At 44.2% G+C, this 25,823-nt stretch carries 33 protein-coding genes and 3 pseudogenes; 19 read left to right on the top strand and 17 right to left on the bottom strand.

Going from position 1 to position 25,823, the window contains the following annotated elements; translation table 11 throughout:
* Positions 1–45: 45 nt before the first annotated feature.
* The 6 genes and pseudogenes from HK413_RS16450 to HK413_RS03370 form a co-directional block, all read right to left on the bottom strand.
* Positions 46–1,049 (bottom strand): annotated as a pseudogene (locus HK413_RS16450) (DUF6371 domain-containing protein).
* A gap of 228 nt (positions 1,050–1,277) precedes the next feature.
* Positions 1,278–1,649, bottom strand: coding sequence for a hypothetical protein (locus HK413_RS14650; RefSeq protein ID WP_217452018.1), 372 nt, complete (start codon positions 1,647–1,649; stop codon positions 1,278–1,280).
* Between the two features lie 4 nt (positions 1,650–1,653).
* The gene (locus HK413_RS14645; protein WP_217452017.1) at positions 1,654–2,343 is read right to left on the bottom strand and encodes an AAA family ATPase; all 690 of its coding nucleotides are present in this window, start codon (positions 2,341–2,343) and stop codon (positions 1,654–1,656) included.
* Between the two features lie 469 nt (positions 2,344–2,812).
* Positions 2,813–3,592 carry a succinate dehydrogenase/fumarate reductase iron-sulfur subunit gene (locus tag HK413_RS03380; protein ID WP_394353121.1) on the bottom strand — a complete coding sequence of 260 codons (780 nt, stop codon included), beginning with the start codon at positions 3,590–3,592 and terminating at the stop codon, positions 2,813–2,815.
* Positions 3,593–3,634: 42 nt separating this feature from the next.
* A pseudogene (locus HK413_RS03375) lies at positions 3,635–5,568 on the bottom strand (fumarate reductase/succinate dehydrogenase flavoprotein subunit).
* Between the two features lie 98 nt (positions 5,569–5,666).
* On the bottom strand, positions 5,667–6,443 hold the full coding sequence (locus HK413_RS03370; RefSeq protein WP_175269142.1) for a succinate dehydrogenase cytochrome b subunit: 777 nt from the start codon (positions 6,441–6,443) through the stop codon (positions 5,667–5,669).
* A 208-nt stretch (positions 6,444–6,651) separates the two neighbouring features.
* Between HK413_RS03370 and HK413_RS03365 the strand changes: the two genes are divergently transcribed.
* The 6 genes from HK413_RS03365 (at position 6,652) to HK413_RS03345 (ending at position 9,261) form a co-directional block, all read left to right on the top strand.
* The gene (locus tag HK413_RS03365; RefSeq protein ID WP_175269141.1) at positions 6,652–7,677 is read left to right on the top strand and encodes a redoxin domain-containing protein; all 1,026 of its coding nucleotides are present in this window, start codon (positions 6,652–6,654) and stop codon (positions 7,675–7,677) included.
* A gap of 165 nt (positions 7,678–7,842) precedes the next feature.
* Entirely contained in the window at positions 7,843–8,160 is a 318-nt protein-coding gene (locus HK413_RS03360; RefSeq protein ID WP_175269140.1) for a hypothetical protein, read from the top strand.
* A 26-nt stretch (positions 8,161–8,186) separates the two neighbouring features.
* Positions 8,187–8,699 (top strand): TlpA family protein disulfide reductase, encoded by a 513-nt coding sequence (locus HK413_RS03355; RefSeq protein ID WP_175269139.1) that lies wholly within the window; start codon positions 8,187–8,189, stop codon positions 8,697–8,699.
* The gene (locus tag HK413_RS19190; protein ID WP_262886761.1) at positions 8,692–8,826 is read left to right on the top strand and encodes a hypothetical protein; all 135 of its coding nucleotides are present in this window, start codon (positions 8,692–8,694) and stop codon (positions 8,824–8,826) included. The genes HK413_RS03355 and HK413_RS19190 overlap by 8 nt, the downstream gene beginning before the upstream one ends.
* Positions 8,805–8,975: a hypothetical protein gene (locus HK413_RS03350; RefSeq protein WP_175269138.1), complete on the top strand. Its 171-nt coding sequence runs from the start codon at positions 8,805–8,807 to the stop codon at positions 8,973–8,975. Before HK413_RS19190 ends, HK413_RS03350 begins: the two co-directional genes overlap by 22 nt.
* Positions 8,976–9,009: 34 nt before the next feature.
* The gene (locus HK413_RS03345; RefSeq protein WP_175269137.1) at positions 9,010–9,261 is read left to right on the top strand and encodes a DoxX family protein; all 252 of its coding nucleotides are present in this window, start codon (positions 9,010–9,012) and stop codon (positions 9,259–9,261) included.
* Positions 9,262–9,395: 134 nt separating this feature from the next.
* Here the strand turns inward: HK413_RS03345 and pdeM are convergent, their stop codons facing one another.
* Complete coding sequence (pdeM, locus tag HK413_RS03340; RefSeq protein ID WP_175269136.1) at positions 9,396–10,061, bottom strand: ligase-associated DNA damage response endonuclease PdeM; 666 nt, start codon at positions 10,059–10,061, stop codon at positions 9,396–9,398.
* 197 nt (positions 10,062–10,258) lie between these two features.
* On the opposite strand from pdeM, the gene HK413_RS03335 reads away from it, so the two are divergent.
* From HK413_RS03335 to HK413_RS03320, 4 genes are read left to right on the top strand one after another with little or no spacing between them, the layout of a single operon-like run.
* Positions 10,259–10,627, top strand: coding sequence for a tetratricopeptide repeat protein (locus tag HK413_RS03335; RefSeq protein WP_175269135.1), 369 nt, complete (start codon positions 10,259–10,261; stop codon positions 10,625–10,627).
* Between the two features lie 37 nt (positions 10,628–10,664).
* Complete coding sequence (locus HK413_RS03330) at positions 10,665–11,531, top strand: tetratricopeptide repeat protein (protein WP_175269134.1); 867 nt, start codon at positions 10,665–10,667, stop codon at positions 11,529–11,531.
* Entirely contained in the window at positions 11,513–11,767 is a 255-nt protein-coding gene (locus HK413_RS03325; RefSeq protein WP_175269133.1) for a hypothetical protein, read from the top strand. The genes HK413_RS03330 and HK413_RS03325 overlap by 19 nt, the downstream gene beginning before the upstream one ends.
* Before the next feature lie 2 nt (positions 11,768–11,769).
* Positions 11,770–13,032 carry a tetratricopeptide repeat protein gene (locus tag HK413_RS03320; protein WP_175269132.1) on the top strand — a complete coding sequence of 421 codons (1,263 nt, stop codon included), beginning with the start codon at positions 11,770–11,772 and terminating at the stop codon, positions 13,030–13,032.
* Positions 13,033–13,198: 166 nt separating this feature from the next.
* On the opposite strand, the gene HK413_RS03315 is transcribed toward HK413_RS03320, so the two are convergent.
* Positions 13,199–13,729: an ExbD/TolR family protein gene (locus tag HK413_RS03315; protein WP_175269131.1), complete on the bottom strand. Its 531-nt coding sequence runs from the start codon at positions 13,727–13,729 to the stop codon at positions 13,199–13,201.
* Between the two features lie 203 nt (positions 13,730–13,932).
* Between HK413_RS03315 and HK413_RS03310 the strand changes: the two genes are divergently transcribed.
* Together HK413_RS03310 and HK413_RS19185 are read left to right on the top strand one after the other, a co-directional pair.
* The gene (locus HK413_RS03310) at positions 13,933–14,268 is read left to right on the top strand and encodes a hypothetical protein (RefSeq protein WP_175269130.1); all 336 of its coding nucleotides are present in this window, start codon (positions 13,933–13,935) and stop codon (positions 14,266–14,268) included.
* A 52-nt stretch (positions 14,269–14,320) separates the two neighbouring features.
* The gene (locus HK413_RS19185; protein ID WP_262886760.1) at positions 14,321–14,443 is read left to right on the top strand and encodes a cupin domain-containing protein; all 123 of its coding nucleotides are present in this window, start codon (positions 14,321–14,323) and stop codon (positions 14,441–14,443) included.
* Between the two features lie 68 nt (positions 14,444–14,511).
* Here the strand turns inward: HK413_RS19185 and HK413_RS21925 are convergent, their stop codons facing one another.
* The 4 genes from HK413_RS21925 to HK413_RS03290 form a co-directional block, all read right to left on the bottom strand.
* The gene (locus HK413_RS21925; protein ID WP_394353123.1) at positions 14,512–14,643 is read right to left on the bottom strand and encodes a helix-turn-helix domain-containing protein; all 132 of its coding nucleotides are present in this window, start codon (positions 14,641–14,643) and stop codon (positions 14,512–14,514) included.
* Between the two features lie 263 nt (positions 14,644–14,906).
* Positions 14,907–15,296, bottom strand: coding sequence for an AAA family ATPase (locus tag HK413_RS03300; protein ID WP_317169246.1), 390 nt, complete (start codon positions 15,294–15,296; stop codon positions 14,907–14,909).
* Positions 15,266–15,598, bottom strand: a complete 333-nt coding sequence (locus tag HK413_RS03295) for a hypothetical protein (protein ID WP_175269129.1) — start codon at positions 15,596–15,598, stop codon at positions 15,266–15,268. The genes HK413_RS03300 and HK413_RS03295 overlap by 31 nt, the downstream gene beginning before the upstream one ends.
* Positions 15,599–15,901: 303 nt before the next feature.
* Positions 15,902–16,315: a hypothetical protein gene (locus HK413_RS03290; RefSeq protein WP_175269128.1), complete on the bottom strand. Its 414-nt coding sequence runs from the start codon at positions 16,313–16,315 to the stop codon at positions 15,902–15,904.
* Between the two features lie 280 nt (positions 16,316–16,595).
* Here HK413_RS03290 and HK413_RS16445 point away from each other — a divergent pair, with 280 nt between their 5' ends.
* From HK413_RS16445 to HK413_RS03260, 7 genes are all read left to right on the top strand, one after another.
* Positions 16,596–17,228, top strand: a complete 633-nt coding sequence (locus HK413_RS16445; RefSeq protein ID WP_246229646.1) for a hypothetical protein — start codon at positions 16,596–16,598, stop codon at positions 17,226–17,228.
* Positions 17,225–19,093 (top strand): S9 family peptidase, encoded by a 1,869-nt coding sequence (locus HK413_RS03285; RefSeq protein ID WP_317169243.1) that lies wholly within the window; start codon positions 17,225–17,227, stop codon positions 19,091–19,093. Before HK413_RS16445 ends, HK413_RS03285 begins: the two co-directional genes overlap by 4 nt.
* Before the next feature lie 106 nt (positions 19,094–19,199).
* Complete coding sequence (locus HK413_RS03280; protein ID WP_175269127.1) at positions 19,200–19,910, top strand: glycosyltransferase family 2 protein; 711 nt, start codon at positions 19,200–19,202, stop codon at positions 19,908–19,910.
* 2 nt (positions 19,911–19,912) lie between these two features.
* Positions 19,913–20,260 (top strand): DUF2304 domain-containing protein, encoded by a 348-nt coding sequence (locus HK413_RS03275; protein WP_175269126.1) that lies wholly within the window; start codon positions 19,913–19,915, stop codon positions 20,258–20,260.
* Between the two features lie 60 nt (positions 20,261–20,320).
* A complete protein-coding gene (locus HK413_RS03270) occupies positions 20,321–20,770 on the top strand; it encodes an SRPBCC family protein (protein ID WP_175269125.1) in 450 nt (149 codons plus the stop codon).
* Entirely contained in the window at positions 20,751–21,089 is a 339-nt protein-coding gene (locus tag HK413_RS03265) for an ArsR/SmtB family transcription factor (protein ID WP_175269124.1), read from the top strand. The genes HK413_RS03270 and HK413_RS03265 overlap by 20 nt, the downstream gene beginning before the upstream one ends.
* Positions 21,067–21,519, top strand: coding sequence for an SRPBCC family protein (locus tag HK413_RS03260; protein ID WP_175269123.1), 453 nt, complete (start codon positions 21,067–21,069; stop codon positions 21,517–21,519). Before HK413_RS03265 ends, HK413_RS03260 begins: the two co-directional genes overlap by 23 nt.
* Here the strand turns inward: HK413_RS03260 and HK413_RS03255 are convergent.
* From HK413_RS03255 to HK413_RS03240, 5 genes and pseudogenes are all read right to left on the bottom strand, one after another.
* A complete protein-coding gene (locus HK413_RS03255) occupies positions 21,512–22,519 on the bottom strand; it encodes a zinc-binding alcohol dehydrogenase family protein (protein WP_175269122.1) in 1,008 nt (335 codons plus the stop codon). The genes HK413_RS03260 and HK413_RS03255 overlap by 8 nt on opposite strands.
* Positions 22,520–22,887: 368 nt before the next feature.
* Positions 22,888–23,259: a hypothetical protein gene (locus HK413_RS03250; RefSeq protein ID WP_175269121.1), complete on the bottom strand. Its 372-nt coding sequence runs from the start codon at positions 23,257–23,259 to the stop codon at positions 22,888–22,890.
* 89 nt (positions 23,260–23,348) lie between these two features.
* On the bottom strand, positions 23,349–24,431 hold the full coding sequence (locus HK413_RS03245) for a SusD/RagB family nutrient-binding outer membrane lipoprotein (RefSeq protein ID WP_246229644.1): 1,083 nt from the start codon (positions 24,429–24,431) through the stop codon (positions 23,349–23,351).
* Positions 24,432–24,438: 7 nt separating this feature from the next.
* Positions 24,439–24,612, bottom strand: a complete 174-nt coding sequence (locus tag HK413_RS16440; RefSeq protein ID WP_246229642.1) for a hypothetical protein — start codon at positions 24,610–24,612, stop codon at positions 24,439–24,441.
* A 212-nt stretch (positions 24,613–24,824) separates the two neighbouring features.
* Positions 24,825–25,823: pseudogene (locus HK413_RS03240) on the bottom strand (TonB-dependent receptor); the annotation flags it as partial.

Below are 25,823 nucleotides of genomic sequence, written 5' to 3'. Positions count from 1 at the left end.
CTGTCCGTCCGTCCACTCCCCGTCACTTTCAGACGGTCGGACATACTATAACTCTGCGTTTAGGTCAACATCATCTAAATAGTTTTCTGCGCTTGTTTGGCTTATCTGCTTTTCTGTAAAAGCGCTTTGGGATGAGTGTATACTCACCAGCCAATCCGCTATATCCATGCCCGGGGTTTGTTCCTCGGGTGAGAGATCTTGCAAAAACTTGCCCATGCCGAAACGGGTGCCGGGCATTTTGGCTTTTAGCTGGTTCATTTTCTTTTCCCATTTGGGGTAGGCGTCAAGGTCGGGTACCAGCATTACCTGGCGGCCGTGCAGTATGCGGCATTTCTCGTACGTAAGGCCCTCTAAGCTGCCTGCGGCTACCCAGATATGCTCGGGCATGTAGCCCGCGGCTATTACGGCTGTCTTTTCGCTTTCAACAATCGCTATGATCTCTTTGCCGCCGGGATAGATGAGGTGCTCGCCGAAGAAAACCTGTTGCAGGTTATATTTAGGCAGTTTAAGCAACGTATGCGCCCGGCTATGTGCGCGTAGGGTTGTTTAACGCGCTTGCCGGTATAGGGGTCGTACAGCATTATTTTGCCGGTACGCACTCTGTCCTTACGGTCAACCTGCCAAAATATGGTGGCATGGGGCCAGAGTTTGGCGGTGCCTATATGGTAATCCTCTATAAGCCTGTTTAACGTTTCATGGTCAAATATACCGCTCAGGTATTCCACAAAGTCGTTCAGTTCGGGCGGCCGGTTTAATGATTTCTCAAACAGTTTAGTCGGGATAAAGTCGGGCTTTTGTGGTGGCGGGATATATTTAGGCTCACGCTTTTTAGTTGGCTTTAACGCAGGGTTGGCGGCAAAGTATTGCTTAGGTGTAAAGTGATAGCCGCAGTTGGTTTCGCGGTCGCATTTGCCAACGTGGCCGGCAAGGTGTTCGCCGGTTTCGGTATCAATGTAGCGGGTAAACTTGTGCGGCTCGTCGCATTGCGGGCAGGTGTAGCGTGATTTTTTGGTTTTGTAGGGTTCGAGGGTGTAACGGTGTGTTGTCATTGGATTATTGGTTATTGGATAATTATGGCGCTATTAGTTCCCCTCTTGAGAGGGGGCGCGATTGGTTGTGCGGTTGCAGGGGTGTGTTATGCGCGCGAAAGGACACACCCCTCCTCCCCTCTCAAGAGGGGAATCGCACCGGCCCGACGCTTTTTGCTTGGAGCATCGGGGGTGTCCGTCCGTCAGATAGGTAGCGGCACCTGGTGCGGACGGACGCTTTTACGGCAGTTAGGCTTCTTTATTTGATGCCGCTTTTATCAGCCTGTCGGCTTTCTGGAAGGATATGCCCATTGTTCGGCCTATTTCGCGCAGGCTTTTGCCTTGCAGTTTTAGCTCGATGGCCTGGTCAATCAGGTTATCGCTTAATGCTTCGCGCTGCTTGCTTAAGTGATCCCACTCTTGCCCAAAGCCTATAAATTCATACTGCAAAAAGTTATGCGGTTTAGCAATGTTAAACAGGCATATCTTATCGGCACCATATACCTGCTCGGTATTACGCTGTTTAATTTGCTTTAAGTACCGCAGGTTATTATCAACCTGGCTTTCGCCAATAGCAAAGCTGCTATCGCAAAAGTTCATCAACATTTTACTACCCTGCAAATCATTACGGGTAATAGCCTGGGGTCATATCGCGCTTAGGCGTATGTGCCAGTACCAAAATAGACAGGCCGTATTTGTTTTTTAATGCTTTTAGCTGTTTCATCAATGGTAAAGCATCTTTTGCCTGTTCATTCTCGGTACCTAAATAAGTGATGTTATCAATAATAATAACCTTCGCTTTAGTTTGATTGATATACCTTTCTAACCTATGGCTTAGGTACTGGTTAAAATTGGTAAAGCCCTCAGGCAGTTCCATGTCATTAAGTTGAGCACGGTACAGATCATCCCTGAAAATGTAATGTTGGGCAAAATCAACACTGTAACGTGCTTCAAATTGTTTCTCGGTTAACTCGAAATCGTAGTACAGTACTTCTTGCCTGTCGGCTTCCAAATCAAACGGACCGATAGCACAGCCATTGTTAATAGAGTTGGCAATTTGTACTGCAAGGATAGATTTACCCAAGTTACTATCGGCAAACATGATGCAGAGTTCGCCTTCATACCAAAATTTATCAAATAACATTTTTGGTACCTCGTGGGTGCTGGCTTCTTTTAACCGTGTGTTGGCGCTACGCACTTTAAACAGGTCATCGCTTTTTTCAAGGTCATCCTGTTCTCGTTGCCATTGCTCAAACTCCGCTTGTAGTTTAGCAAATCCTTCATGTGGATCGGTTTGGTTTTGTGGTGTTGTCATTTATGGTAAGTTTTAAAAAATTGCAAGATTTTTTTTTTAAAATACCCCTCCTACAGCCTACCTACAGGGTAGATGGCTTTGGTTGCCGGTGCAAAGAGCAACTATATAGACTATGTAATTGGTAAGCTTGTCCGTCCGCGAAAGGTGCAGGACAGAATAAAACGGTCGGACAAACTTTAAATGAAAGAATATAGACGGAGGGTTATATTCATTACAAATATAAAGATAAATATTTATTAATAAAGAATAATCTTTAATATTTATTTTTTATTTGTCCGTTCGTCCATTTTGTCTAAGGCAGGTAGCGGACGGACAACGTTAAGGATTGCAGCGGATACCGGCCCCGTGGCTAAGGCCCGTGGAGTATGAGCGGAAAGCCCGGCCCCGATTTCAATCGGGGAAACGCCCAAAACAAAAACGGCCCGAGATCATCTCCCGGGCCGCTTCCAATTGTTGTAAGTTTTAAATATTATTCGCCGCCACCGTCGCCGCCATTTACGCTGGCTTCGCGGAACAGCTTGGCGCTGAAGAAATCATTATTCATACGGCTGATGTTGGTCAGCGTGATTTCTTTAGGGCATTCGGCTTCGCAGGCACCGGTGTTGGTACAGTTACCAAAACCTTCTTCGTCCATTTGCGCAACCATAGCCTGTACACGGCTGTAACGCTCGGGCTGGCCCTGCGGCAACATACCTAATTGCGATACCTTGGCCGATACAAACAGCATAGCCGAAGCATTTTTACAAGCCGCCACGCAAGCGCCGCAACCAATACAGGTAGCACTGTTGAAAGCCTCGTCGGCAATTACTTTAGGAATAGGGATGATATTGGCATCGGGCACACCGCCGGTATTTACCGATACGTAACCACCGGCCTGCTGGATACGGTCGAACGCCGAACGATCAACCGCCAGATCTTTTATAACCGGGAAAGCTGCCGCGCGCCATGGCTCGATGGTAATCGTCTCGCCATCCTTAAAGCTACGCATGTGCAGCTGGCAGGTGGTTATCGCACGTTTTGGCCCGTGTGGCTGGCCGTTAATGTATAACGAGCACATACCGCAAATACCTTCGCGGCAATCGTGGTCGAAATGGATAGGGTCCTCGCCTTTAACGGTCAGGCCCTCGTTTACCACATCCAGCATTTCCAGGAATGACATATCAGGCGAGATGTTCTCGGCCGGATAGGTTACCATTTTGCCTGAACTGTTAGCATCTTTCTGACGCCAAACTTTCAGGGTTAATTTCATATTTCCGTCGCTCATATTATTGATCTTGAGTCTAAAAAAGTCTTATTTATAAGAACGTTGTGAAGGATGAACAAATTCAAAGTTCAGGGCTTCTTTATGTAATTCTTCAGGTTGGTTATCGCCTTTATATTGCCATGCACCTACAAACGAGAACACCTCATCGTTACGCAATGCTTCACCTTCCGGCGTTTGCGATTCTAAACGGAAGTGGCCACCGCATGATTCATTGCGCATCAACGCGTCATCAACCATCAGTTCGCCCAGTTCCGGGAAGTCGGCCACGCGGCCGGCTCTTTCCAACGAATTATTTACTTCTTCGTTAGCGCCAACTACTAAGGCGTTTTTCCAGAAATCGGCACGTAGTGCTTGTATCAATCCTTTTGCTTTGGTCAGGCCTTCGGCAGTACGGGCCATACCGCAATACTCCCACATAATGTGGCCAAGGTCGCGGTGGTACTCGTTAACCGTTTTAGTGCCTTTAAGGGCTAATAGTTTAGCTATTCTATCGGTAACATCCTTCTTAGTTTGCGCGAATGCCGGGTGGTTAGCATCAACCGGTTTTGGGCCGATGGTAGCCAGGTAATCGCCTAAAGTATATGGGATAACAAAATAACCATCAGCTAATCCTTGCATCAATGCCGAGGCACCTAAGCGGTTTGCGCCGTGGTCGCTAAAGTTACACTCGCCCAAAGCATACAGGCCCGGTACGTTGGTGCTTAAGTTATAATCAACCCAAAGGCCGCCCATGGTATAATGCACAGCTGGGTAAATACGCATTGGCTGGGTGTATGGGTCCTCGTTGGTTATCTGATAGTACATATCAAACAGGTTACCATATTTGGCCGATACCGCATCTTTACCCAAACGTTTTATAGCGTCCGCAAAATCAAGGAACACAGCAATACCTGATCCGCCTACACCGCGGCCATCGTCAACCATCTCCTTAGCGTTACGTGAGGCCACGTCGCGCGGAACAAGGTTACCAAATGACGGGTATTTACGCTCCAGAAATAATCGCGGTCCTCTTCGGCCACTTGCGCGGCTGTTAGCTGCTTAGTACGCAGTTTCTCTGCAACTTCCTTAGTTTTTGGCGCCCAAACACGTCCGTCGTTACGTAACGATTCAGACATCAGCGTAAGCTTACTCTGGTGATCGCCGGTAACCGGGATACAGGTTGGGTGGATTTGGGTGTAGCAAGGGTTAGCAAAAAATGCACCGCGTTTATGCGCGCGCCATGCAGCCGTTACGTTTGATCCGATGGCATTGGTGGATAAGTAAAATACGTTACCATAGCCGCCGGTACATAATAATACCGCGTGGCCGGTATGCGTATCTATCTCGCCGGTTATCAGGTTACGGGTGATGATACCTTTAGCGTGCCCGTCAACTGTAACAACGTCAAGCATTTCGCTGCGGGTATACATTTTAACTTTGCCTTTATGGATCTGGCGGTTCAATGCCGAATATGCCCCTAATAATAATTGTTGCCCCGTTTGGCCCCTCGCGTAAAACGTACGCGACACCTGCGAACCACCGAACGAACGGTTATCCAGCAAGCCGCCGTATTCGCGGGCAAATGGCACGCCCTGTGCAACGCACTGGTCTATAATATTTACCGATACCTCGGCCAAACGGTAAACGTTGCCTTCGCGGGCACGGTAATCGCCGCCTTTAATGGTATCGTAAAACAGGCGGTAAACACTGTCGCCGTCGTTTTGGTAATTTTTAGCAGCGTTAATACCACCCTGTGCAGCAATAGAGTGCGCACGGCGCGGACTATCCTGAAAACAAAATGCTTTTACGTTATAACCCAGCTCGCCTAACGACGCCGCGGCCGACGCTCCCGCCAAACCCGTACCTACAACTATAATGTCGTATTTACGCTTGTTGGCCGGGTTAACCAGCTTTAAGTTAAATTTATGCTTGCTCCATTTTTCGGCTAATGGGCCCTGCGGAATTTTAGCATCTAAACTCATTTCTTTTATTTACGATTTTAGAGTTAAGAGTTACGATTGATTTTTGAATTGAGATGCAATTCGTAAATCTGAAATCGTAATTCGTAAATCATATTTAACTATCTTAAAAAATAATATACTATCGGCATCAGCGCAAAGGCTACGGGTATAATAACCGCGAAGAACCAGGTGCCGATAAATTTAACCACCGGGCTATATTTACGGTGTGTCCAGCCTAAGGTCTGGAACGCGCTCTGGAAACCATGCAACAGGTGAAACGATAAGGTACCCATTGCTATAACATACAATATCAAATACCATACGTTATGGAAACTGGTTGAAACCAATGCATGGATATCCTTAACCCTAACAATTTCTACATTGCCTTCGGTGGTTGATGAATGTTCAAAAGCCGGATCGGCAGGTGTAAAATCGCTAACGGTGGTAACATTTGTAAGCACATCGGTACGGTACTCTTTATAGCCAACGTTGTGGGTATACTTGTAGTTATACCAAAAATCTTTCATGTGTACCACGATGAAGAAAAACAGGATGGCCCCAAGCAAACCCATATTTTTTGATGACCATGATGCCGGCGACTTTGGTGCCGACGCGTACGGCACCGGCCTTGCCTTACGGTTGTTAATGGTTAGTACCAGTCCGTAAAGCGCATGCACCAGGATAGAAAAGTACAGCAGGTAAGCTATAACCTCTATCGGCGGGAAATGCGTAAGGAAGTTGGCATAAACGTTAAAACCGTAACCGTCGTCGTTTTTAAACAGGAACAGGTTACCGCCTACGTGTACAATGATGAATGTACACAAAAACAAGCCTGTTAAAGCCATTATCAGCTTTTTGCCCAGCGATGAGTTAAAGGTTTGTTTAATTTCGCTCATTATTTTATTGTAAATGAAAATTTAGGCAAAAGTATTTATTAAATACCAAAAGATAGAAATGCTTTTTACTAAATAGCGGGCAATTAGCTATTTAGAAACAATCTAAAGGAATGTATTTTTACTGTCAAATTTTGAGTGTACATTTGTGTTGGGTAATAAAAATGTTACTTTAGTAAAAACCCAATACCCCTGTCACTATGAAATATGTATGCGTTGTTTTTTAGCCTTATTATTTACAGCATGCAAACACTCGCAAAGCGGACAAATTGAAATTACCGGCACCGCCGATGGTGTAAGTTTTGGTAATATTATTATAAGAGACCAGGCAAACACCCCTGTTTTCAGGGCCGATATAACTGACGGCAAATTTCATCTAAAAGAGGTTTTGCAATATGCCGGATATTATAAAATGATCTATTCCTCAAGTGCTGCCCGTAGCGGCACCCGCGAAGTTGAGCTTTATCTTGAACCGGGCACCTATTCTATTGATATTGATCAGCAAAAAATAAATGATTATCCATATATCACCGCGTCATCGCCGTTACAAACGCAGTTATCTGCATTTAATGCCATAAGGGACACAGCCCGGCACGAGGCACATAACAAAGCCATTGAGATAACTAAACAAATGCGGCAGATAAGCGATGCCGAGATCAAGTCGACCTCACAAATTGGCCGGTTTAATGACCTGCAAGCAAAGCAACTGCAAGCCAACCAGATAGACGAATTTGCGGTTTACAAAGAGTTTATGAGTAAATATCCGGATAATGCTATTGCCGGGCATTTAATGAAATCATTACCCTACCAGGACAACCCTGTGGCTTATTATGCTATCTTCAACAAATTTAGTGTACTGGCCAAAAACAGTGATGATGGCAAAGAGCTGGAAGTAAAATTAAAGGAACTAACCAAGCTGTCACCGGGAAGCCCGGCGCCTGATATTGCTGGCACCACACTTGATGGCAAACCCATAAATATTAAGGCCCTGCACAAAAAAATTATATTGCTTGATTTTTGGCGCTCAACCAATGGCTCAAGCCGCGACAACCACGAAGAGCTGATAAAAACCATGTTACCTGAACTACGGGCAAAAGGATTTGGGGTTATCAGTGTGTCGTTAGATACCGATCAAACCAAGTGGCAGCAGGCTATTAAAGCCGACGGAATGGATTGGCCGCAAGTTTCAGATCTTAAAGGCGACGACTCGCCAAACGCCGCTACCTCGGGGTATTAAAAGCATTCCTACTTATTACCTGTTAGATGGAAACGGGAAAATAATTAGCCGCGTTCCGGAGTTTGTGGAAATTGGCGCGGCTATTTCTGATTACCTTTCCAAGCATTAAATTATTTTAGTTTCGGATATTTTATTTAATTTGGTGATACCAATTTACCTGTCACCATGAAATATTATACGCTGCTTTTTATTGTTTTAGCATTTGCCGGTTGTACCGGTAACAATATCGAAATAAACGGCACTGCCGATGGTATAGCCAACGGCACTATAACTGTAAAGGATGCTTCCGGGCAAACGCTGTCAGGCGTTAATTTAAAGGATGGTACATTTCATGTCGCAAAAACTCACCGGAGAATCCCGGTTATGGCTCCCTTATACTTTCCAGACCAGGCGAGGATGATGCAAGCTTTGAGCTGTATTTTGAGGCGGGGAAGTATACCGTTAAATTCGATAAAACTAAGCCTGGCGCCTATCCGCAGGTAACCTCAAATTCAAATATCCAAAATCAATTGTCAAATTACAGGCAGCTGTCAGAGTCGATGATGAATGATGCTAACCAGAGGGTTAAAGTGCTCGAGGATCAATTGCACCAGGACATAGCTGCCCCTAAAGCATGGAACGGTGAAACTAATTCGTTAGTAAACAATTTAGATAGCGCACGCAAACAGTTACCAGATGTTAGCTGGCAGGCATTGTTAGCTTATATTAACAAATACCCTCAAAACCAAATAGCGGCCCATATTATGCAAAACATGAACATGGATTTAAACCCCAACGCATATTACGCCGTTTATCAAAAGTTTAGCACAGAACAAAAAAATAGTGATGAAGGTAAAGAAATAGGCGACAGGCTAAAAGTGCTTATCCGCTTACAGCCCGGCGCAATGGCACCTACAATAGCCGGTACACAGCCAGATGGTAAACCGCTCGACTTAAAGTCGCTCCACAAAAAAGTAATATTGGTTGAGTTTTGGAAAGCGGGGAATTACCAAAGCCGTTTAAACCACCGTGGCCATGTTTAAGGGCCCACCGCCGTTTATGAGTAACAAGGATCTGGGTATTGTAAGTGTATCCTTTGATAAAAAGCGCGACTGGTGGTTGGGCTCCATGCGTGATGATAAGCTAACGTGGCCCCGGTATCTGATCTGAAAGGTGTCGACTCGCCCAATTGGTCAAATTGGGATATCCAAAATTTGCCGGCCTATTGTTTATTAGATGGCACCGGCCACCTTATAGAGCGCGATGTACAGTTTGATTATATAAGTGTTGTTACTGATAAGTATCTTAAAAGCCATTAAGAGAACATATAATTAATTACCTAATCATATTAACATGAACAAAACAACAATCAACATTATTTACTGGATCTCAACCGGGCTGGTATTAGCTATGATGCTTTTTTCGGCAGCTACAAGTTTTATGGATAACCCAGATGGCGCAAAAATGCTGGCCGTAATAGGGTACAGGCCCTATGTATTACACCTTTTGGCGGTAGCAAAAGTATTGGGCGTAATAGCTATCCTTACACCGGTTATCCCCGGCTTAAAGAATGGGCTTACGCGGGTTTTATGTTTGACCTTATAGGTGCAAGCTATTCTTTTTATGCTTCGGGCTTTGCTGTTAAAGACTGGATATTTATGCCAATATTAATTGCCCTGTTAACATGCTCGTATATCTTCTATCATAAACGATTAAAATTAAAGGGTAACTAAGCTTAATTAGGCAATTGCCATTACCTTATCTTTCAATACGGCAAAAATACGGTCGGTTGCTACACTGCGGATGGCTACCTTGCCCGTAAACCTGCCGAAGGATGGCAATATGCCCTGTCTTTTTCCAAATGCAAAGCAAGGCAGTGTTAAACTTTGTCGGCCTTTGCCTTTTAGGTTTACGCCGGGGTGGATATGTCCGCAAAGTACATAGCCAGTTAACTCGCTTAATTCTGTTTCTCTTTGCGGATGGTGCAGCATCAGGAATGGCTCCATTAAAAGCGAGGCATGCAGTTCGATGTCTAATTGATGGTAATGATCGTCATGCACAATATCATGGTTACCGCGTATCAATATAATGCGCAGCTTGGGGAACTGTTGCCGCCATAGCCTTAACCATTCCCAATCAGCATTCATATCACTATGGAACAGGTCGCCCGGGAAGAGTAATTTTTCGGGGCGATACTCATGGATCAGGTCAGACAGTACGGCCAAATCATCCTGCTCCATATCCCGCGGAACAGCGATACCCGCTTTTCGAAAATGGCCCACTTTACCTAAATGTACATCGGCAGCTATCAACGTTTTTTCCTGCTGCCAGTAAATGGCCCGTTGGCAGGTTAATAAAAGGTCCTGGTCTAAAAGTTTAAAAGGCGTGGCTGCACAAGTCGTCATAATTAGTGCAAAAGTAGTAAAAGGCGTATATCAATAACCAAAACTTCTTCCTACTTTTAAGTACAATGAAAAAACTCCCTGCCTTATTAATTTGTATCGCGCTGTTACCTACCGTTATTGCCAAAGCGCAAACCATTGAACCCGACAGCGCAGTGTTTGCCCTAAAAAACTAAAGCAACAACAAGCAATGCTGTTAAATGCTCCTGCAGCAACCGGTGCTGCCAGGGGTTAAACAGATAAGCGATTTACTGCGCTGGGGCGTATGGGATAAGGCTTGGAAATTAATTAATAACGGCCCAGCCACGGCCGATATCCGCTTGCTGAAAGCTGATTACCTGATCCTGCATAATGATTATCCATCTGCCGAAAAAGAAGTAACCACTGTACTTAAAACAGCGCCAAATAATATAAAGGCCCTACAGCTAAAGGCTACTTTACAGATCCGGGCACGGAAACTGCCACAGGCTATCATCACCTGCAAAAATATTTTAAAGGCCAGCCCTGCATCCGAAGAAACGGAACTGATAATGGGTCGGGCATTGTTGCTGCAAAAAAAAATATCCTGAAGCCTTAGCCATCGCCAAAAAAATAGAGAAACAAAACGTGGTTAATGCCGGGGCCTATCAACTGGAAGCTGACGTTTATTTCTGGGACCAGCACCCCGAGCAGGCGGAAGCGCCTTTAAAGAGATCATTAATGATAAATCCATATAATGCCGATGCCCGCTTTAGTTACGGCTACGCCATTTGGCGCCGGGTTGATGCCACGCAGTTAAATGCCATGGCTGCACAATGGGAAGTGGCGCTTGCTGTTAACCCGCTGCACTTTGCTACACACTGGCACTGGGGTAATGGGCATACCAACCTTACCTATGCCGATTATGCGCAAAAGGATGATGACGAAGTGCGTAAAGCATTAGAAAAAGCCGACGCGCTGTTCAGCGCTAATAAAATTGATGAGGCTATTGCTTATACCCGTACCGTGCAGCAACAGTACCCAACATCGGTATTACCGCTGATGCACCGCGGGTCGCTTTACTACAGCGCATTTGATATGGACCGTAAGTTGCGGTTAGATTCGGCAGAGAATATTTTCAGGCAGATATTACTCCGCAAAAAACATTACGGACCGGCACATAACGGCTTATCCGCAGTAATAAAATCAAAGCGGATCCCTTACCTGTCCATCTATGATTCGGTGACACGAGTATTGCAAAATGTTAAGATCACCGATATGAAAAACTTCGAGCAGGTTTTTCCGGATGTATCTTATTATCCCGGCACATTGGCAAAAGCCATGGTTTGGAACCAGATGTATGCGGCTACGGTTTATTTCCCGTTCCTGTCTAAACAGAACCGGTCGTTCAGGGTATCGCCGTTGCATATCGACCGGCTATTACCATGCACTCGCCCAGCTTTAGGTATACTACCACGTTTGATAACCGGCAATGGATGGATATCCGCGGCGTAGGCAGCGGTTGTGCCGATATGGAATATGTTGAGCGTGGCGCTTATGAGGAGCGCAATGTTGTACTGCATGAATATACCCACCTTTACCATCAGACGGTATTAACTGACGATGAGGTACGGCAGATAAGAAAGCACTACTATACCGCTATGGCCGAACACCGCACGTTGGATTACTACTCGCAAAACAACGAGCACGAGTACTTTGCCCGGTATATCCTGCCTATTTTGAACCGGTAAAAGTGCATCCCCTTGATTTTAAGTCGATGAATACCACCGGCGACTTGAAGACAAAGGACCCCGGTATGTATGCTTTTATTGATAAGCTGGTTAAAAAACAACGTGCCTACCTTGCCGGCGACAAAAGCGCCATGGCCGATAACTGGGCGCAGGTATATTTAAACCTGAGCGGAGGAAGGCGTGGCGGTGCTAACGCAAAAGCAGCGGCTTATTTAGATACTTCATTAATGTACGATAGTAAATACCTGCCAACTTATTTGGCTTATGCACGGTATAAGATGGGTGAAAAGGATTTTACAGAAGCCCGGCAATGGCTGTTTAAAGCAGAAGCCATCAACCCTAAATATGCCCCAATTTATGTGGCTTATGCCGATATGGTAGCCGCCCTTTATGACCCCAAACAAATAGACCAGAAAATGGCGGTTGAGCAGCAAGCTGCCTACCTTAACCAGGCTTACAAGTTAGAAGACGATTACCGTGAACTTGCCGCCATTAACAGCCAGCTGCGCGATATGTACCGGCGTAACGGACAAATAGCCGATGCAATAGCCGCAGCAGAAGAGTATGCAAAAAACGGTGCAACGGTATCAACCTACCTGCGCGACCAGCATGATGATGCTATAGCTTACGTAGCTTCGCTTAAATCAGAATTAGGTTATATCGAACCTATAGCCATATTACAACGATTGGTGGAGCAAAAACCGCAAAACTTTAATTACCGCACTTTATATGCAGATGCACTTGCCGCAAACAAACAATACAATAAGGCTATTGAAACCTTACAACAAGCACAACGTATTTTAAAAGCAAGCGGCAACGATAACGCTGGTTTCGATTTGCAGATAGCCGAATCTTATAACGCGTTAGGGTTAAGAGATTCGGTAACAAAATATCTGCCACCAGCCAATAGCCTTGCGGGACGGGGCGGCCGTAATAACGATATACTACGCTATGCGCGGTTACTGGCAGCCATGGGCGAGACTGATAAAGCCATACATATGACGTTTTTGCTGTCTAAAGATGCAGAGAACGCGGCTATGGCTAATTACCTTTACACCATAGGCAAAATAAACGAAAGCCATAACGATGCTGCCGTAGACAAAAACTATGAAGCAGCTATAGATTTTAACCCCTACCTGTTTAAAGTTTATCCCCGGTTAATTACGTACTACAACAAAATAGGCCAGCAGGATAAAGCGGCCGCATTAAGAACAAGCCTTAAGCAGTTAAAAATACAACCGGGCCCGGGTATTGGGGTAATGTAGCCCCACATGTCATTTCGAATGAGCGTAGCGAAGAGAAATCTTATACGAGCGACCGCCTATTAAGCGTTTAAGATTTCTCACTCGTTCCTCGTATCGAAATGACATCGTGGTGTACAAAAAAGCCACCCCTCACAGGATGGCTCCGCTTTCAAAGGTTTAGGTAGGGTTAATTATAAATATTATCGCGCTTTAAAAGATCTACCTCAGCGGGGGTAATATCCACTATCGCGCGCCTTTCGTTGTTGGTAATGTTTAGCTCATCCATCAGGTTAACCATATTGGCATAGCTTGATTTATCGCTTGGTTTTATCAGCACTATCATATCCTTCCCCTGTTCGCGTTTGATGCGGGCGCTTTGTTCAAGCAGCGCTTTGCGGATGCCGTTCTTGCCAAATCCATCTACCGCGGGTGCTGTTAATGATTTTCCGGGGATGCCGATATACCATTCCACCTTATCGTTAGCGCCTAACAATACCGTCATGGTGCGCGACTCAGGCACACCACCATCGGGGCCGGGATCGGGCATCGCCAGTTCCATAGTATTTGGCTTTTGCAGCGTGGTGGTTAATATAAAAAAGGTAATAAGCAGGAAAGCCAGGTCAACCATCGCCGTCAAGTCTACCCGTATTGCTTTTTTGGTGCTTCTAACACGGCCGCTATTTCCGTTAGCGGCGGGTTTGTTTTCTAACTCTGCCATAACTGTAAGGTTTATGCCATAAGGCGGTTAATAATTCAGGTTGATTAACAGACTAAAGTTAAATCATATATTTATTAAATGCAACATAATTGCATTTTCTTTTTTGCTGACCAATTTTCAAAAACTTAAAACCGACAAGTATCAACGGTGTTAAAAAAGTATCGGATTGATAAATAATTTTAATCCAAAATAAACCACACCAAATGAAAATTATTCCTACCCTAATAAAGCTAAAAGATAACGGGACGTTCCCTAACAGTAAGTTCCCCGCGCTTCATTATAAAGGCGTATTGGATATCCCATTGCTGTTTCCGGCTACGCATGTTTCTCACATCTTCGAAAAAAACAATTGGGGAAACAGTTGGGATGCAGGCATCTTCGAATATCATCATTACCATAGTACCGTGCATGAGGTGTTGGGTGTTTACTCCGGATCAGCCAAAGTGCTGTTAGGCGGCGACGATGGCGAAGTGGTGCTGCTTCAAAAAGGCGATATACTGGTTATCCCTGCCGGCGTGGCGCATAAAAACCTGGGGTAATGAAAACGATATAGGCTGTGTAGGCGCTTACCCTTATGCGCAACCCTATGACATGAATTACGGCAACCCCGGCGAGCGCCCCAAAACCGACGAGAACCTTAAACGTGTACCCATACCCGACACCGACCCCTTGCAAGGCGATGAGGCAGGTCTTCCGGATATATGGAAGGAGTAGTTTTGTACCGCTTTGTACCGGTTGTACCGGTACCACAGAAGCGGTACAGCCGGTACAAAGCGGTACAACTACTTAATGGCCTCTAATAGTCGTTGTACTTTGGCTTTTGATATGCCAAGAAATTCGGCAACCTCGCGTACAGTTTTACCCTCTGTTCTCAGATCGGCAACCTGCGCTTTTAATAGGTCCCTATCTTCAATGGTAGGCTCGCGCAGGTGCTCCCACTCGCGGCTGTAATCAACAAAATCAAACTTTAAAAACTTATCGGGCTTGGTTATCTGGAACAGGCAAACATTATCATCGCCATAAATCTCTTCGGTATTACGCTGTTTTATTTGTTTAAGATAACGCAGGTTATTATCAATTTGGCTTTTCGCCGATGCTGAACGCGCTGTCGCAAAAATTCATCAGCATCTTACTGCCTTGCAAATCGTTACGGTTAATTGGTCGCGACGGATCTCGCTTAGGCGTATGTGCCAGGGGCAAGTATACTTAGGTTATACTTATTCTTCATCTGCTTTAGATGTTTCATCAATGGTAAGGCATCTTTAGCTTTCTCGGTTTCGTTGCGTAAATAAGTAAGGTTATCAATAATTAATATTTTGGTATTACTTTCTGCTACCGCTTTTTCTAACGAATAATTAAGAAACTCTTCAAATGACAGATCTTCAGTTTCGATATTTTCAGGGTCTATCTCGGCCCGTAAAAACAAAGGCGACCACTCATAAGGCTCAAATACTACATTTTGATACCGGTTTTGAAACTGTTTTTTTGTCAGTTCAAAATCTAAATAAACTACCTGTTGGGCATCAGCCTGTAATCTTAATGGATGGATACGTTCGCCACGGCTAATGCTATCGCCAATTTGTACCGCAAGAATTGATTTACCGAGGTTGGTATCAGCAAAAAAATACAGAGTTCGCCCTCATGCCAAAACTCGCCAAAAAGCATTTTACTTTCAGGTTCGTTACTGGCTTCTTCCATCCAGCGGGTAGCGGTTCGCAGCAGGAACATACCTTTGTTTTCGCATTCGGGTTGGTTGGCAAAGGCTTTCAACTCTTCATTCAGGCGGTTGATACCCGGCGGTAAAGGTTGCTGTTGGGCTTGAGTGGCGCCCTGCGCAGGTTGCGCATTGTTGTTTGTTTGATTTAACATATTATGGTTTTTAATGAAAAAGCTGGTGTAGGATTTCTGTACCGCTCTGTACCGCTTGTACCAGTCTGGGGGAAGCGGTACAGCCGGTACAAACCGGTACAAGAAATAGTAGTTGATTTTATAAAGGCGATAAGAACTATCGGCTACAAAACATACCAAAGGTAGGGAGTGATTTTGAAAAGAATGGTGACACAAGTTTGTCAGTAGGTATTTACCCTTGTCACAGTCGATGTAATCTATCAGCTTAAATAATTTATGGAAAAAGTTGCCTGACAGGGTGCTTTTTTTTTTTTTGCAGAGACGTTATTTATGATAGCGCAAATTATCAGTTATGTAAGAAATTTTTAAAACACCATTATTTTCTACGACGAGGAGTTCTCTATAAACAGATAACTTTGTATTATCACTGTTTGAACTAAGTGGCTTTAAGTAGTAAGTAACTTCATAACCATTTTGCACACCTTTAATTATCGAAGGCTTTCCTGTTTCAATATCGAGCGTCTTTCGGTCTGTTATCGGCATAATTATCATTGTTTCGAATGCCGTTTTATTAATTCCCTTATTATTAGTAGGTATATCATGCCCTAGTAAAAGTTCTTTTCTTATTACTTTTCCTTCTTCTACTGTAAAGTACTTATCTATTAATGCGTCCAATCTAGGTTTATCGGGCGATTTTAAATCTAATTCACTGTATGCTGTATAGAAGTCTTTTATCATATGCATTTTTGCATGTGATTATTAACTTGAGCATATGATTGAATAAAGATACTCAGAAGGAGAAATGTAAGAAGATAAGGTATTCTTTTCATTGATCTGTAGATTTGATCTAAGATACAAGTTTGACGGTAAAGTTTAGCCCGCTCTGTAACATCTCCGCTATACTGATATGCCAAAGCCACCCTGCGCCCCGTAGCTTTTTGTTTACCCCTTCTTTTTTCTATTTTTAGGGAGTAAATAATTTGTTGTTACTGATCTCAAAAAACGCTAACCAATTTATATGAAGAAATTTTACCTCTCTGTTTTGTTTGCTTTAGGGTTGATACAGGTTAAGGCGCAGGCCCCTGTTGCGGCGCCCGCACCCCCAAAAGGCAACTACCAGCTGGCATCAAAATTTAATGCCGATAAACTGCGCAAAATGGTTTTCTCGCAGGCGGTTGATCCGCACTGGTTGAAGCTGAGCAACAGGTTTTGGTACGTGTACGAAACCAGCGAGATAAAGAGCTGGTACATTGTTGATCCCGCAACGCGGAAAAAAACACGCATGTTTGATAATGATAAACTGGCCGCCGAAATAACCCTGATAGTTAAGGACCCGTTTGACGCGCAGCACCTGCCTATTGAGAACCTAAAGTTCACCAATAACGAAAAGTCGATACAGTTTGAGTTGAAAAGCACTGTTGACGTAGTGAAAAAGGACCGTAAGGATAAAAAGGCTGCCGACTCGCTGGAGAAGAAAACCTTTTACTTTACCTACGACCTGGCAACCAACAAACTGGCCGAACTTAAGGATTTTAATAAGGTTAAGCCAAAGCCCATGTGGGCTTCAATAGCGCCGGATAGTTCGGCCATTGTGTTCTCTAAAAACTTTAACCTGTACTGGATGGATAAAGAGAACTACAAAAAGCGGTGAAGAATGAAGACGACAGCACCATTGTTGACCACCAATTAACCAAGGACGGTATTGAGTTTTACGCCTATGGCAGCGGCCGCGGCGATGACGAGAGCGTTACTGATAAAAAGGCCAACAAGAAACGCAGGCCGGCAGGCGTACTATGGTCGCCCGACGCGAAATACTTCGTGATGGAGCGTAACGACCAGCGCAAGGTTAAGGACCTGTGGGTAATAAACAGCATTGCCGAACCGCGCCCTACGCTGCAAACTTATAAATACTTAATGCCGGGCGAAAAGGAAACCCCAACCAGCGAAATGTTGTTGTTTGATTTCGGCGCCAAAACGTTTAAGAAATTGAATATCTCGATATTTAAGGACCAGTCGATAGGCGTATGGCAGGCCCCGCCTACCGCCAGGAGCCGCGATGACGAGTTTAAGCCAAATGTATGGCTGGGTACTGCAGATAAGTTTTATTTCTACCGCATGGGCCGCGATTTGAAGCGATTGGACGTTTGCAACGTTGATATCCACACCGGCAAAATAAATGTACAGGCCGACGAGCGCATGAATACTTATGTAGAGATCTCGACACCGGGCCTGATCAGCGGCGGCAAAGAGCTGATTGAATGGAGCGAGCGCGACGGCTGGGCACATTTTTATTTGTATGATGATGCAGGTAAAATGAAGAACCGCATTACCTCGGGCTCTTTCCACTGCGATGATATTGTGCGTATTGACGAGAAGAACCGCGTGCTGTACTTCACGGCGTCGGGCCGCGAGCTGGGCGAAAACCCTTATTACGTACACCTGTACCGCGTTAACCTGGATGGCAGCGGCCTTAAGCTGTTAAACCCGGGCAACTTTAACCACAACAGCAATATAAATGACGGGCCAAGCTATTTTGTAGATAACTATTCGAGGGTTAACGCAGGCCCTAAATCGGCATTATATGATAACACCGGCCGTAAAATTATGGACCTGGAAACCGCCGACCTGTCAAGGTTAATGGCGACAGGCTATAAATTCCCCGAGCCATTTAAAATTAAGGCTGATGATGGCATTACTGACCTTTATGGCGTAATGTACAAACCTTATGATTTTGACGCTACACGCAAGTATCCAATCATAGAATATGTGTACCCCGGCCCGCAAACAGAGGCGGTAAACAGCGGCTTTAGCGTAAGCGCAGCCAGCATGAATTATGTGGACCGCCCGGCTCAATTAGGCTTTATTGTAGTAAGCGTAGGTAATCGTGGCGGCAGCCCTGAGCGCTCTAAATGGTACCATAACTACGGCTATGGCAACCTGCGTGATTACGGGCTGGCCGACAAGAAATCGGCGGTTGAACAACTGGCAGACAGGTTTAACTTTATTGATATTACCAAAGTGGGTATTACCGGCCACTCGGGCGGTGGTTTTATGAGCGCAGCCGCGATGTTTGTATACCCGGATTTTTATAAGGTGGCGGTATCCGAATCGGGCAACCACGATAACGCGGTGTACAACAGCTGGTGGAGCGAAAAACATAACGGTATAAAGGAAGTAATTACAGCCAAGGGCGATACCACTTTCCAGTACACCATTGATAAAAACCCTGATATCGCCAAAAACTTAAAAGGTAACCTGATGCTGTCCACCGGCGAGATAGACAATAACGTAAACCCTGCCAATACCGTAAGGGTAATAAACGCCCTGATAAAGGCCAATAAACGTTTTGAGTATGTATTGCTGCCCGGTCAGCGCCACGCCTACGGCGACATGAGCGAATACTTTTTCTGGCGCAAGGCTGATTATTTTGTACAACACCTGTTAGGCGATTACTCGCAACCAGTAGACATTATGGAAATGACCCGGGAGGTTGAAATGAACGGGAAAAGGAAATAAAATCTGAGACGCGAAATATTGCGTCCCTACATAAATGATCAGGCCTGTAATTTTGTTACGGGCCTTTTTAATTAGATTTACTATCATATTTTATTCCTACTGCCGGATGCCAAAGCAATTACTCATTATCATTCCATGTTATAACGAACAGGCATCCTTACCGGCGTTGCTGGCAGAGTTGATTGATATAAAAATTGCAGGGTATGAAATAACCCCGTTGGTGGTTAATGATTGTTCAACAGATGATACTTACGCGGTAGCAAGGCGACATCCCGTAAAGGTTATTGACCTGCCCATTAACCTGGGTATAGGTGGCGCGGTACAAAGCGGGTTATTATATGCAGCACAATATGATTTTGACCTGGCTGCACAAATGGATGGCGACGGCCAGCATCCGCCTAAAGAATTAATTAAGCTGCTAAACTGTTATGAAAGCACCAATGCCAACCTGGTTATCGGCTCCCGGTTTATTGAAAATGAAGGGTTTCAATCATCGTTTACCCGCAGGCTGGGCATTGGGTATTTCCATTGGCTAAACAAAGCATTTACCGGGTTAAATATTTACGACAGCACTTCGGGCTTCCGTTTGTTTGACAGGAGGGCTATCGAACTGGCATCGGTTGATTATCCTGACGAATACCCTGAGCCTGAATCATTAGTTTATTTCGCTAAAGCCGGGTTAAGCATACAAGAAACCCCGGTAATTATGGCAAGCCGTGCAGGCGGGCAATCATCTATCAAAAATTTTGCTTCTTTGTATTATTGTATAAAAGTTACCCTTGCTATGCTTTTCTCCGCAATTCGTAAAATCAAATAACTATGGCCCGTATCCAAATTATTACCATTATAACCAGCCTGCTGTTCCTGCTTTATATTTCAAGGCTCATCATCAAAGGCAAGCTGCGCGAAGAATATGCCATAGTATGGTGCGTTTGCACAGGGATATTGGTTATATTCTCCTTTTGGCGAAGCGGCTTAGAAGTAATGTCGAAGCTATTTGGTGTTTACGAGGCACCCAACCCGGTGTTTACCGCGTGTATTTTCGCTATACTTATTTATTTATTGCACTTAAGCGTAGTAGCCTCAAAACTACATCAACAGAATAAACAAATGGCGCAGGATATAGCGCTGCTCAAAGAAAAAGTTTACAACACAAAAAAAGATTAAGATAATATTTGCGTAACCCAGAAGTTACTTATATATTTGCGTAACTTCAAAGTTACACATATGGCAAAGATTATTAAATACGATTTATTTTTCCCGAACCCGCAAGCGGAAGTATGGGAGTACATCACTAACGCCGACCTGATAGCGCAATGGCTAATGCCCAGCAATTTTCTGCCTGTTGAAGGGCATGAGTTCCAGCTAAAAGCACCAGCAATGCCCGAAATGGATTTCGACGGTGTATTTTATTGCAAGGTTTTAGAGGTTACACCAACCACACAGCTTTCCTATTCATGGAACTTTGGGCCGGGTGATGGAACGCTAAATAAATCAGTTGTGAGCTGGACGTTGACCGAAAAAAATGGTGGTACTGAATTGTCATTAATACATCGTGGTTTTGAGGGAGAAACTTTTATGGCGATGTTCGACTCGATGAGCGAGGGCTGGCCAAAACACATTTCGCAAATACTTGAAATTTTAAATCCGGCAACAGATGACACAGCAAAAGTTTGATGCCTTCCAGGTTATTGCCGACCCAAGCAGGCGGCAGATATTATACCTGTTATCAAAAGATAGTTTGACCATTAACTCGCTGGCCGAAAACTTTGACATGAGCAGGCCAGCTGTATCTAAACATATTAAAGTGCTGCACAATTCGGGCTTTATCGCTATAAATGATGTAGGGCGCGAAAGACATTGTGTATTAAAGAAAGAGGGCTTTGATCAGCTCCATGAATGGCTGGCTTATTATGACGCGTTCTGGGGCAGTAAATTAAAGAAATTAGAAACTTTATTAAAGGAAAAACACAATGAACAAGGAACAGAACTTTAATACAACAATTATAGTGGATAAATCGCCGGCCGAAGTATTTGACGCTATAAACAACGTTAAAGGCTGGTGGACAGAAAACCTTGAAGGCAGCACACATAATTTAAATGACGAATTTGAGGTACGTTTTGGGGATGTACATTATTCAAAACAAAAGCTAACAGAAGTTATCCCCGGCGAAAAAGTTGTTTGGCTAATTACAGATAGCAAATTAACTTTTGTTAAAGACCAGACCGAATGGAGGGGTACGAAGATCGTATTTGATATTGTTAAAAGAGATGGAAAAACGCAGGTTACTTTCACCCAATATGGCCTAACACCAGCTTTTGAATGCTATGGCGGCTGCTCAAACGCCCGGACGGACTATATCCAAAATAGTTTATACAATTTAATTACTACCGGTAAAGGCAACCCAAGCCCAAAAGTTAGTTAATACTTACCATACATTTAATAACACCGTTAGCAGGGTCAAGCCAGCTTTTAAATTGGGTTGCAACGTCATCGAAATCAACCCGGTGGGTTATGTAATTGCCGGGGTCTACCAACTTATTTTTCATGGCGGATATTACCCGGTCAAAATCTTCGCGCGTGGCGTTACGGCTGCTCATTAAGGTGGCTTCGCGTTTATGAAACTCGGGGTGGCTGAAGGCTATCTCGCCTTTTTGTAAGCCGATTAAAACAAAGCGTGCACCATGTGCCATATATTGGAAAGCGTTATTAATTGCTTTTTGGCTGCCCGTAGCGTCAATAACCACACTTGGCATATCGCCACCTGTAATTTCCTGTAATTGCGCCGTAACATCATCGTTTAAAGCATTGATGGTATAATCGACTTTTAATTTGTCTTTACAAAAAGCCAAACGCCGCGGGTTGATATCCGGGGCTATTACTTTGCCGCCTCCAATGCGGGCAAACTCCATAGCGCCTAAACCAATAGGACCCGCGCCGATAACCAAAACATATTCATCTTTTTTAACATCGGCGCGTCGTATACCATGGGCTCCAATAGCAAGGGGTTCAATCAACGCTAACTCGTCCAGGCTCAAACCTTGCGAGTGCAACAGCAGGTGCGTAGGTACCTGTATATATTCGGCCATGCCGCCATCGGTATGTACACCCAATACCTGTATAGCACTACAGCAATTTGTTTTACCCGAACGGCAAGCTAAACATTTACCACAATTTATATAGGGGATTACTGTTACCGTGTCTCCGTTTTTAAAATCATAGCTATTAACCACTTCTGCAGCTAACTCATGTCCTAAAATACGGGGATAGGTAAAATAAGGCTGTGTGCCATCAAACGCATGAAGGTCCGTTCCACATATGCCTATGCGCTTAATTTTTAGCAAAGTATTGCCCGCCTGTAATTGGGGTATTTCTTTGGTTGTATAGGATAGCTTACCCGGCTCGGTGCAAACAAGTACTTTCATTCTGCTAATAGAAAAATATATGAGGATAAAATTACTTTTTATATCATACAGTTATATCAGGATTTTACCCAAATATTGACTTATATATTCATGAAGTATATCGAGGGGTATAAAAGGAAAAAGTCAACCACCTCGCGTGACTGACTTTTATTTAATTAACTTTAACTTTTCCAATTATTAACAATTGGTATTGCAAAAGTAACTCCTGTATCCTCAGTGAAATATGTGGATATCACCTTAGATTAATAATTAAGCCCGCCTGACAGTTGTCAGAGCGGGCTTGTTATTTAGTTTATAAGGGGTTAGTTATGGAACTACTACAACCCTTACCGGCTCGGGGATAATGGTATCACCATTATCCAGCGTAATTAAAAAATAGAAACGCTTAGCCAGCTCGCTATTATTAGCGGTTGGTATGGTACCAGCCGCTTTGGCAACATAGTCGGCAAATGTAGTGTTATAGGTAACTGTAGTACCGGTACCTGCAATTGCAACCGGTGGGTTACCATTATAAAGGCCGGTGGTACCTTGTACCGGGTTTGCGTTGTATTTACCGATACGCGGGTTATTTCCTTAATGGTACGACCAGAGCTTGCCGGGATAGATAAAGTAATAGTGATATTACCTGTGGCCCTTGACGCAAATACGGTTGGGTCGGGCCTGTAATCCCGGGCATTGGCTACCGTTACGGGTACCGCCGGGCGATTATCGGTTAACCCATTAAAGCCGGATTTTTGCATGATTGCGTTAGCGCTATCGCTATTATGCTCATCAATAGATATTTTATGTTATTCTTCATATTTTCCTTTTTTAAATAAATCAACCAAAATTACTTAGCCCACCATACTTTAACATTTGTTAAAGGCTGTGGCTTTGGCACGTTTGGATTCCTTTGAATCTCGTTAGCAGTATATGCAAAACGTTTAGGTATAGAATTTGGATCGTCGCCTTGCGCGTTTTGTGCTAACGCCAGTACAGGGTAACCGGTTCTCCGGTAATCATTATATGCCTCAATGCCGTTCCCTACAAATGATATATATTTTTGGGTGATGATCTGCTGGCGCTTAGCTTCTGTTGATCCTGTTAAGATAGCAACAGTTGGATGAGCCAATAAGTAAGCTGTAACATCCGTTTGCGATATGCCGGTTTTTAACATTGATTGCGTAATACCTTCGGTATACAATGCCTGCGCATCACCCGGGGTTCCTAATACTAAAGCAGCTTCAGCCAAAATAAACGCGCGCTGGTAGTTGGTTACCAACCTTATTGGCGCTTCGCCGCTGGCACCGGTGATATAGGTATTATATTTTGAACGGGTAGCGGCTGCAGGAGCCGGGATGGTAGCACCATTATCATATGAAGTAAATGTACCTCCAGCACCGGGGCTTGTATAAAACTTTGGTAAGCGCGGGTCACCAAGATTATTCATTAAAGTTAAAAAGCGGGTGCTCAACATTTGGTCGCTTGGGCGGTTAACATTATTGTATGCGTACAAGGCGTTTTGGTTACCGGTATTAGTTCCAAACGGTACTTCAAAATCCAATGTATTTGCATTAATATAGTTATTGCCGGTTAACACATCAGAAATTACCTGTTTGGCAAGCGTTGGATTTGCATTTGATATCTGCATGGCAAACTTCAACAGCAGGGTATTTCCTGCTCGCGCCCATTTAGTCAGATCTCCTTTGTATACAAAATCCTCGGTACCCGGTAAAATTGCGCTTGGTTTTGCAAGATCAGCGATGCCGCTTTTTACCAGGTCGAATAAGCTGGTTATGCCTAAAGAGGCATTTCCCCAGTAAATATCTTCTTGTTTATCAAAACGTGGCTGCGGGAAAGTAAGTCCCTGACCGGCTTGCGAGTAAGGAACATCACCCCAAAGATCAGTAGCTACCGATATGGCATAAGCCATTTCAATCTTAGCTATACCAGCATAAGCCGGGCTGGTTTCCTGGGGTTTGTTTAATCAAATTAACACAAGCGCTAACAGCGCCATTGTAAACTTCAAAATCCCATGAGTTATCCATTGTACCACGCACGTTATATATATCATAAGCAGCAGGGTTGTTAGCCAAACCTGCGTTATGTTGCATGATAACCTCGGCAGCGCGATCTAACTCGTTCGAGTTTATCCAGCTATCCCGATCTCTGTATTAGGCAACTGTGTTGCCGGCGGTACAACCAACGGATTGTTTGGTGTATTGTTTACGTCCAGAATTTTTTGCACGATGGGGCAATCAAAAGAGTAGCGGCCATCATACTTATTGCTATTATTTTATTTTTCATAATCTTAATCCTCTAAATTTTAAAGCGTGAACCTTAAATTAAATCCATAACTCTTGCTGTTTGGTGCACTTTGCAGTTCCAATCCCCTGATGTTGCTTGCACCAGCTGTGTTAACTTCCGGATCAATTGGGCTGTTAGGGAATTTGTAAAACAAGTTGCGGCCAACTAATGAGAAGGTTACATTACCAAATGGTAATCTGCCCAGCATCTTTTTAGGTACAGTGTATCCTAATGATACCTCTCTTAAGCGATAGGTGGTCGCATCAAATACGCTAACCTCTGTTTGTGTACCAAACGACTGCCAGTAGGTTTGTGAAGAGATCTGGATATTGTTAGGTTTAAATGTTCCATCGGCTTGTTGTATAACGCCCGGTAAAATGCGCGGTTGCTCGCGGTCAATGGCTGTTTCTTTTAGCAATCCACGGCCACGATAAGTAGCTGCCGAGAATGATACAAAATCGCCGCCTTGTTGGGTATCAAACAAGAACGAAAAGAAGAATCCTTTATAGTTTAATGTGTTGGTTAAACCGGCAATATAATCCGGATTAGGGTTTGCAATTTTCTGGCTGGCAATTACAGGAGCAAATGTACCTGTGGCCGGGTTGATAATAAACTGGCCATCAGGGCTTGTTGGGTTTTTGTTACCCAAAATTATACCATAAGGCTCGCCAACCACAATTGATGGTATAGTACCGGTAAACTTGCTGCCCGGTATTGGGAAGCTGGTAATTCCCGGTGCGATTGATATTACCTTATTACGTGTACGGGTGTAGTTTAGGGTAATATCCCATTTAAAGTCGCGGGTCTGAACTGGCGAAGCATTAATTAATGCCTCGAAACCATTATTATTTAACTGACCAACGTTAGTTGTAAAGGTATTATAACCGGTTGATGTTGGTATAGCAACGTCAATGATCTGGTTTTTACTTTGTGAGCTAAAATAGGTAACATCCACAGAGAAGGCGTTGTTGAAGAACCCTAAGTTTGCACCAAACTCATATGATGTGGTAAACTCGGG

The organism is Mucilaginibacter humi (genome assembly GCF_013087555.1).
Note: the sequence above shows the minus strand (reverse complement) of the source record. Positions and strands in the feature narration are given on the sequence as shown.

Coding starts and splice junctions, on each gene's coding strand:
- HK413_RS14645 (WP_217452017.1), bottom strand. CDS start 2,343: ATGACAACACCACAAAACCAAACCGATCCACATGAAGGATTTGCTAAA.
- HK413_RS03260 (WP_175269123.1), top strand. CDS start 21,067: ATGAACAAGGAACAGAACTTTAATACAACAATTATAGTGGATAAATCG.
- HK413_RS03250 (WP_175269121.1), bottom strand. CDS start 23,259: ATGCAAAAATCCGGCTTTAATGGGTTAACCGATAATCGCCCGGCGGTA.
- HK413_RS03245 (WP_246229644.1), bottom strand. CDS start 24,431: ATGGCTTATGCCATATCGGTAGCTACTGATCTTTGGGGTGATGTTCCT.
- HK413_RS16440 (WP_246229642.1), bottom strand. CDS start 24,612: ATGCAACATAACGCAGGTTTGGCTAACAACCCTGCTGCTTATGATATA.
- HK413_RS03345 (WP_175269137.1), top strand. CDS start 9,010: ATGAACAAAACAACAATCAACATTATTTACTGGATCTCAACCGGGCTG.
- HK413_RS03290 (WP_175269128.1), bottom strand. CDS start 16,315: ATGATAAAAGACTTCTATACAGCATACAGTGAATTAGATTTAAAATCG.
- HK413_RS03275 (WP_175269126.1), top strand. CDS start 19,913: ATGGCCCGTATCCAAATTATTACCATTATAACCAGCCTGCTGTTCCTG.
- HK413_RS03255 (WP_175269122.1), bottom strand. CDS start 22,519: ATGAAAGTACTTGTTTGCACCGAGCCGGGTAAGCTATCCTATACAACC.
- HK413_RS19190 (WP_262886761.1), top strand. CDS start 8,692: ATGTTTAAGGGCCCACCGCCGTTTATGAGTAACAAGGATCTGGGTATT.
- HK413_RS03280 (WP_175269127.1), top strand. CDS start 19,200: ATGCCAAAGCAATTACTCATTATCATTCCATGTTATAACGAACAGGCA.
- pdeM (WP_175269136.1), bottom strand. CDS start 10,061: ATGACGACTTGTGCAGCCACGCCTTTTAAACTTTTAGACCAGGACCTT.
- HK413_RS03315 (WP_175269131.1), bottom strand. CDS start 13,729: ATGGCAGAGTTAGAAAACAAACCCGCCGCTAACGGAAATAGCGGCCGT.
- HK413_RS03325 (WP_175269133.1), top strand. CDS start 11,513: ATGGATATCCGCGGCGTAGGCAGCGGTTGTGCCGATATGGAATATGTT.
- HK413_RS03265 (WP_175269124.1), top strand. CDS start 20,751: ATGACACAGCAAAAGTTTGATGCCTTCCAGGTTATTGCCGACCCAAGC.
- HK413_RS03370 (WP_175269142.1), bottom strand. CDS start 6,443: ATGAGCGAAATTAAACAAACCTTTAACTCATCGCTGGGCAAAAAGCTG.
- HK413_RS03380 (WP_394353121.1), bottom strand. CDS start 3,592: ATGAAATTAACCCTGAAAGTTTGGCGTCAGAAAGATGCTAACAGTTCA.
- HK413_RS03310 (WP_175269130.1), top strand. CDS start 13,933: ATGAAAATTATTCCTACCCTAATAAAGCTAAAAGATAACGGGACGTTC.
- HK413_RS03335 (WP_175269135.1), top strand. CDS start 10,259: ATGCTCCTGCAGCAACCGGTGCTGCCAGGGGTTAAACAGATAAGCGAT.
- HK413_RS03295 (WP_175269129.1), bottom strand. CDS start 15,598: ATGTTAAATCAAACAAACAACAATGCGCAACCTGCGCAGGGCGCCACT.
- HK413_RS03365 (WP_175269141.1), top strand. CDS start 6,652: ATGCGTTGTTTTTTAGCCTTATTATTTACAGCATGCAAACACTCGCAA.
- HK413_RS03360 (WP_175269140.1), top strand. CDS start 7,843: ATGAAATATTATACGCTGCTTTTTATTGTTTTAGCATTTGCCGGTTGT.
- HK413_RS03270 (WP_175269125.1), top strand. CDS start 20,321: ATGGCAAAGATTATTAAATACGATTTATTTTTCCCGAACCCGCAAGCG.
- HK413_RS16445 (WP_246229646.1), top strand. CDS start 16,596: ATGAAGAAATTTTACCTCTCTGTTTTGTTTGCTTTAGGGTTGATACAG.
- HK413_RS19185 (WP_262886760.1), top strand. CDS start 14,321: ATGAATTACGGCAACCCCGGCGAGCGCCCCAAAACCGACGAGAACCTT.